A 1,233-nucleotide genomic window follows, 5' to 3' on the forward strand; every position below is an offset into this window, starting at 1 on the left:
CGCCGAACGAGGCGGAAACCGCATTGCGCCAGGCCGCGATCCTGAAGCGCCAGTTCGACCTCAGCGATGCGGAGATCTCGGCCCACACGGTGGAGACCGCGTGCGTTCCCACTCGAACCAGGCGCTCTCCTGCCCCATGGCTGCATGAACTGGCCGGGATCTGCGCCAACTCCTTCGGCTGCGACTACCTGGCGGCATACGCGATGCCAGCGGGCTGGACGTTCAAGTTCATGGGCCGAGGGATCGGCCCTGAGCTAGCCGCTCACGCCTACTCTACGCTCCACCACCAACTGGTGGCGGCGCGCTCGGCTCATGTCGCTCAACAGAAGCGCTGCAAGCTGTCGACCAAGCGCCGTCGCAGCAAGCTCTTCGTCGAAGGCTGGCTTCTCGCAGTGCGTTCGCTGGTACGTGACTTTGCCGGCAGGCCGGACGAGTCGACTCAAGCAGCCATCAAGGCCTACCTCGAACTACACCATCCGGAGCTGAAACTCCTGGAGCCGGCAGCGCCGACGAAGCCCCTGGCCTATGACCAGGCTTCGCTGCACGCAGGCTGGGAGCACGGCAAAAACACTCGCCTGCACCGCGGCGTCAGCCGGCGAGTTCAAGGCGCGCTCGAGCAGGGAGGTTCCCGATGACTCGCTCTGCTCTCTCGAACATTGCCTACGAGGCTCTGGTGCGTGCCCGCCGCAAATTCAGCAACCGAGAGGAGCGCTGCATCCGCGAAACCTGGACCGCCGAACAGGAACTGGTGCTGCTGCGCCTGCATCCGGATATGCCGAACGAGGTCCTGGCAGCCAGGTTGAACAAAACGCTCCAGCAGATCTGCTCCAAAGCGTATCGGCTCGGGCTGAAAAAAAGCCCCGAGTTCTCCAAGAAGATCCGGCAGGACTGGGGCAGCGCAACTCGGTTCAAGAAGGGAAACACCCCATGGAACTGCGGCATGAAGGGGCTTCCCGCGCGAGGACGCTCATCGGAAACGCAGTTCAAGAAGGGGCAGAAGCCCCACACATGGCTCCCGGTCGGCAGCACACGGGTAAGTGCCGATGGCTACCTGCAACGAAAGATCTCGGATACCGGCTATCCCCCCCGGGACTGGAAGAGCATCCACATCCTGCTCTGGGAAGAACACGTCGGCCCCATCCCAACCGGCCATTGCGTCTGCTTCAAGGACAACAACAAGCAGAACGTCGTCATCGACAACCTGGAACTCATCACCCGGGCCGAACGCATGCG

The 1,233-nt window shown here is 62.9% G+C and carries 2 protein-coding genes; both read left to right on the forward strand.

Translation table 11 applies throughout. The features are described 5' to 3' along the window. On the forward strand, positions 1–635 hold a 635-nt coding region (locus JHD77_RS31785; protein ID WP_199506566.1), incomplete at its 5' end, for a DUF7168 domain-containing protein. After that, a partial coding sequence (locus JHD77_RS31790) for an HNH endonuclease signature motif containing protein (protein WP_199506567.1) occupies positions 632–1,233 on the forward strand: 602 nt, incomplete at its 3' end. The genes JHD77_RS31785 and JHD77_RS31790, both read left to right, overlap by 4 nt.

The organism is Pseudomonas sp. P20 (assembly GCF_016463925.1).
GTDB classification, from domain to species: Bacteria; Pseudomonadota; Gammaproteobacteria; order Pseudomonadales; family Pseudomonadaceae; genus Pseudomonas; species Pseudomonas aeruginosa.